Consider the following 4140-nt stretch of genomic DNA (forward strand, 5'->3'; position numbering starts at 1 on the left):
AGGCCCAGGAGCCCGAAGAAAACGGCCCGGAGCCAGTGGGGCCGCTCCCGGAGCCGGTCGATCAGGCGCACCAGCCGAGCGCTCATCGCACCACCTCGATGAGTTTCAGGAAGAGGTCGGGGTAGAAGCCGAACACCACGCTGAACACCGCGGTGACGAAAAGCGGCACCACCATGAACGGGCTCGCCTCGGCCATCTGGAGCCGGGCCGCGCCGCCGTTTCGGGGGAAGAACGCCCGCAGGAACACCGGCACGAAGTACCCGGCGTTGAGGAGCGAGCTCGCCAGGAGCACCACCAGGAGCCCCAGGCTCTTGAGCTCCATGGACCCCAGGGCCAGGTACCACTTCGACACGAACCCGGCCACGGGCGGGGCCCCGATCATGGAGAGGCTCGCCAGGCCGAACGCCGCCATGGTGAACGGCATCTTGTAGCCGATGCCGTCGAGTTGGCTGATCTCGGTCTTGCGGTGGGCCACCATGATGGCGCCGGCGCAGAAAAAGAGCGTGATCTTCGAAAAGGCGTGGTTCGGGATGTGGATGAGCCCGCCGGTGATGCCGCTGGGGGTCAGCATGGCCACCCCGAGCACGATGTAGGAGAGCTGGCTGATCGTGGAGTAGGCGAGCCGGGCTTTGAGGTTGTCCTTCGTGAGCGCGATCACCGAGCCCATGAGGATCGTGAACGAGGCGATGTAGGCCGTGACGAGCCCCAGGCCGTAGCGCTGCAGCAGGTCCACCCCGAAGGCGTACAGCATGACCCGGCAGATGGAAAAGACGCCCACCTTCACCACGGCCACGGCGTGCAGCAGCGCGCTGACCGGGGTGGGGGCCACCATGGCCGACGGGAGCCAGTTGTGGAGCGGCATGATCGCCGCCTTGGCGTACCCGAACAGGCTCATGAAGAAGAGCACGCTCACCAGCATCCGGCCCGCGTCGGCCGGGAAGATGCCGGTCTGGATGTTGGTGGCGAAGTCCAAGGTGCCGCAGGTCACGTAGGTGAGCACCAGCACGGGCAGCAGGAGCACCTTGGAGGTGACCATGAGGTATGTGATGTACTTGCGGCTCCCGTCGTAGGCCTCGTCGTCCTGGTGGTGCATGACCAGGGGGTACGTGAAGATGCTGACGAGCTCGTAGAAGAGGTAGAGGCTGAGCAGGCTCCCGGAGAACGCCACCCCCACGGCGCCGAAGATGGTGGCCGCGTAGCAGGTGTAGAACCGGGTCTGGGCGTGCTCGTGGAGCCCCCGCATGTACCCCACGCAGTAGAACCCGGCCAGGATCCACAGGAACGAGCTGACCCCGGCGAAAAGGAGGCTCATGCCGTCCACCCGGAGCCGGATCGCCACCCCGGGGAAGAACTCGAAGGGGGTGTAGGTGTACACCCCGCCGTGGGTCACGGCGGGCAGGAAGGTCATGGCCGCCACGAAGGTGGCCGCGGCGCCCACCACCGAGCAGGCCTCCCGCACGTTGGGCCAGCGGCCGGTGGCGAGGATGGCCACGGCCGTGGCCAGGGGCAGGAGGATCGGGATCACGATGCGTGCGGTTTCGATCTCGTACATGGCGACCCCGTCAGTTCTTCAGCTCGGAGATCTCGTCGGCCAGGATGGTGCGGAACCGGCGGTACACCACCACGGCGATGGAGAGGCAGATGGCGGCCTCGGCCGCGGCCAGGCCCATGATGAACAGGGTGAAGGTCTGGCCCACGGTCTTGTCGGGCGCGAGGAAGGTGTTGAAGGCCACGAAGTTGAGGCCCGCCGCGTTCAGGATGAGCTCGGCGCTGATCAGCATGCTGATGAACCCGGGCCGGCTCACCAGCCCGTAGAGCCCCAGGGCAAACAGACACAGGGCCACGAGCAGGTAGGCCTCGAGATGGCCGAAAAGGAGCGGTTGCATCGCCTTACCCTCCTGCGGGCCGCCGGCCCCGGCGGGCCAGCACCACCGAGCCCACGATGGCCACGAGCAGCACGAGCGAGATGAGCTCGAACGCGAAGGCGTACCGGGTGAGGAGCCCCTCGCCCACCTGGTGGATGGTGCCCTCGACGGCCGTGGGCTGGGCCCGCCACCGGGTGGCGAACACGGCCGAGCCGAGCACGAGGGCCGCGAAGAGCCCCACCCCCACCCCGGCCACGATCTTCCCGGGCACGAGCCGGGGGTCCTTCTCGGCCTCGCTCGGGGGCCGGGCCAGCATCACGGCGAACACGATGGAGATGCACACCGCGCCCACGTAGATCAGGATCTGCATGGCCGCGATGAAGTGGGTGCCCAGGTACACGTAGAGGCCGGCCACCCCCACCAGCGAGGTGGCGAGCCCCAGCACGGCGTGGATCAGCCGCCGGGCCCCCACGGCCACCACCCCCCCGGCCAGCGCGAGGAACACGAACCCCACGAAGGCCGCGTCGGCCAGATGGATGTACAGGCTCAGGCTCGGATCGAAGGTGAAGGTCATGTCGGGTTCCGTGAATCGTGAATCGTGAATCGTGAATCGGGGGACTGCCGTTCGTCGCGGGTCGCAGGTCGTTTGTCGTTGGGGTGCAACGACCTGCGACTTACGACCTACGACGTACGGCGGTGCGCCCGCAGTAGCCTCCCAGCCTCCCAGCCTCCCAGCTTCCTAGCTTCCTAGCTTTCCGGCGGCTTCGGCGCCACGGGGGTGAGGTCCGCGATCTTGGGCTCCACGCCCATGGCTCGGGCCCGCTCGCGGAACCGCTCCACCAGGTCGTAGTGGAAGTCGTGGCGGCTCGTGCCGGCGATGTTGTACTCCTGGGAGAACTCGATGGCGCCCGTGGGGCAGGCCTCCACGCAGTTGCCGCACAGGGAGCACTTGGTGAAGTCGAGCCGGTAGGTGGTGAGCACCTTCTTCTTCGCGCCCTCGGGCTTCTCTCCGCCCACGGTGATGCACCCCGAGGGGCAGGCCCGCTGGCACATCATGCAGACGATGCACTTGTCCTTGCCGGTCTTCGGGTTCACCACCAGGTCGATGTGGCCCCGGTAGTTGGGGGTGACCTCCAGGGTGTCGAAGGGGTAGTGGGTGGTGATGGTGGGGGCCAGGGCGAACTTGCCCGTGACCTTAAGCCCCACCAGGAGCGACCACAGCCCCTCGAAGATCTCGCGGAAGTACCGGATCATGGGCGTGCGCCTCTAGAGCTTGAGCCAGATGGCCGTCACGGCCAGGTTGGCCATCGAGATCGGGATCAGCACCTTCCAGCAGAAGTTGAGAAGCTGGTCGAACCGCACCCGGGGGTAGGTCCACCGGACCCAGATCATGACCAGGATGAGCCCGTAGACCTTCACGAGGAACCACAGGGTCTGGACCACGGTGGCCCAGAACCCCGTGCCGACGGTCGTCAAGAACGCCGGGCCGTTCCAGCCTCCCAGGAAGAGCGTGGTGGCGATGGCCGCCACCAGGAGCATGTTGGTGTACTCGCCGAGGAAGAAGAGCCCGAACCCCATGCCGGCGTACTCGGTGTGGAACCCGGCCGTGAGCTCGCTCTCGGCCTCGGGCAGGTCGAAGGGGGCCCGGTTCGTCTCGGCGATGCCGCAGATGAAGTAGACGAGGAACGCCACGAACCCCATGGGGGTGAAGGCGAACCAGAACCCGCCCTGGGCCGCCACGATGTCGCTCATGCGGAAGCTCCCCACCCAGAGCACGATGGTGAGGAGGCTCAAAAGCAGCGGGATCTCGTAGGCCACGTTCTGGGCCACGGCCCGGATGGCGCCGAACAGGCTGTACTTGTTGGCCGAGCTCCAGCCGGCCACGAGCAGCGCCAGCACGTTCACGGCGGCGAGGCTCAGGATGAACAGCACCCCGATGTCGAGGTCGCGCACCTGGAGCACCCGGGCGAAGGGCACCACGATGAGCGCCGCGATGGGCGGCACGAAGCTCAGGATCGGGGCGGCCCGAAAGAGCCCGGCGTCGGCGTTGCGGGGCACCAGGATCTGCTTGCCCATGAGCTTGACCCCGTCCACCGCGGTCTGCAGGAGCCCGTGGGGGCCCACCTCGAAGGGGCCGGGCCGGCGCTGGATGTGGCCGCAGACCTTCCGCTCCACGAGCACGAGCACGGCGGCGTTGGTGAACGCAAACGCCACCACGATCACGAAGCAGACGATCAACCGGATCAGGTCGGGCGGAAAAAGGTCGGTCATGGGG

The 4140-nt window shown here is 67.2% G+C and carries 5 protein-coding genes; all 5 read right to left on the reverse strand.

Translation table 11 applies throughout. The annotated features are described in order from the left end of the window. Nucleotides 1-82: 82 nt before the first annotated feature. On the reverse strand, nucleotides 83-1552 hold the full coding sequence (locus tag ACY0I8_RS16715) for a monovalent cation/H+ antiporter subunit D family protein (RefSeq protein WP_461395653.1): 1470 nt from the start codon (nucleotides 1550-1552) through the stop codon (nucleotides 83-85). 10 nt (nucleotides 1553-1562) lie between these two features. Next, nucleotides 1563-1886, reverse strand: coding sequence for an NADH-quinone oxidoreductase subunit NuoK (nuoK, locus tag ACY0I8_RS16720; RefSeq protein WP_459942501.1), 324 nt, complete (start codon nucleotides 1884-1886; stop codon nucleotides 1563-1565). Nucleotides 1887-1890: 4 nt separating this feature from the next. Beyond that, nucleotides 1891-2439 carry an NADH-quinone oxidoreductase subunit J family protein gene (locus ACY0I8_RS16725; protein ID WP_459942502.1) on the reverse strand — a complete coding sequence of 183 codons (549 nt, stop codon included), beginning with the start codon at nucleotides 2437-2439 and terminating at the stop codon, nucleotides 1891-1893. A 173-nt stretch (nucleotides 2440-2612) separates the two neighbouring features. Next, nucleotides 2613-3119, reverse strand: a complete 507-nt coding sequence (locus tag ACY0I8_RS16730; protein WP_461395654.1) for a NuoI/complex I 23 kDa subunit family protein — start codon at nucleotides 3117-3119, stop codon at nucleotides 2613-2615. Between the two features lie 12 nt (nucleotides 3120-3131). Then, entirely contained in the window at nucleotides 3132-4136 is a 1005-nt protein-coding gene (gene nuoH, locus ACY0I8_RS16735) for an NADH-quinone oxidoreductase subunit NuoH (protein ID WP_461395655.1), read from the reverse strand. Nucleotides 4137-4140 lie beyond the last annotated feature (4 nt).

The organism is Deferrisoma sp. (assembly GCF_054681715.1).

Coding starts and splice junctions, on each gene's coding strand:
- nuoH (WP_461395655.1), bottom strand. CDS start 4,136: ATGACCGACCTTTTTCCGCCCGACCTGATCCGGTTGATCGTCTGCTTC.
- ACY0I8_RS16725 (WP_459942502.1), bottom strand. CDS start 2,439: ATGACCTTCACCTTCGATCCGAGCCTGAGCCTGTACATCCATCTGGCC.
- ACY0I8_RS16730 (WP_461395654.1), bottom strand. CDS start 3,119: ATGATCCGGTACTTCCGCGAGATCTTCGAGGGGCTGTGGTCGCTCCTG.
- nuoK (WP_459942501.1), bottom strand. CDS start 1,886: ATGCAACCGCTCCTTTTCGGCCATCTCGAGGCCTACCTGCTCGTGGCC.
- ACY0I8_RS16715 (WP_461395653.1), bottom strand. CDS start 1,552: ATGTACGAGATCGAAACCGCACGCATCGTGATCCCGATCCTCCTGCCC.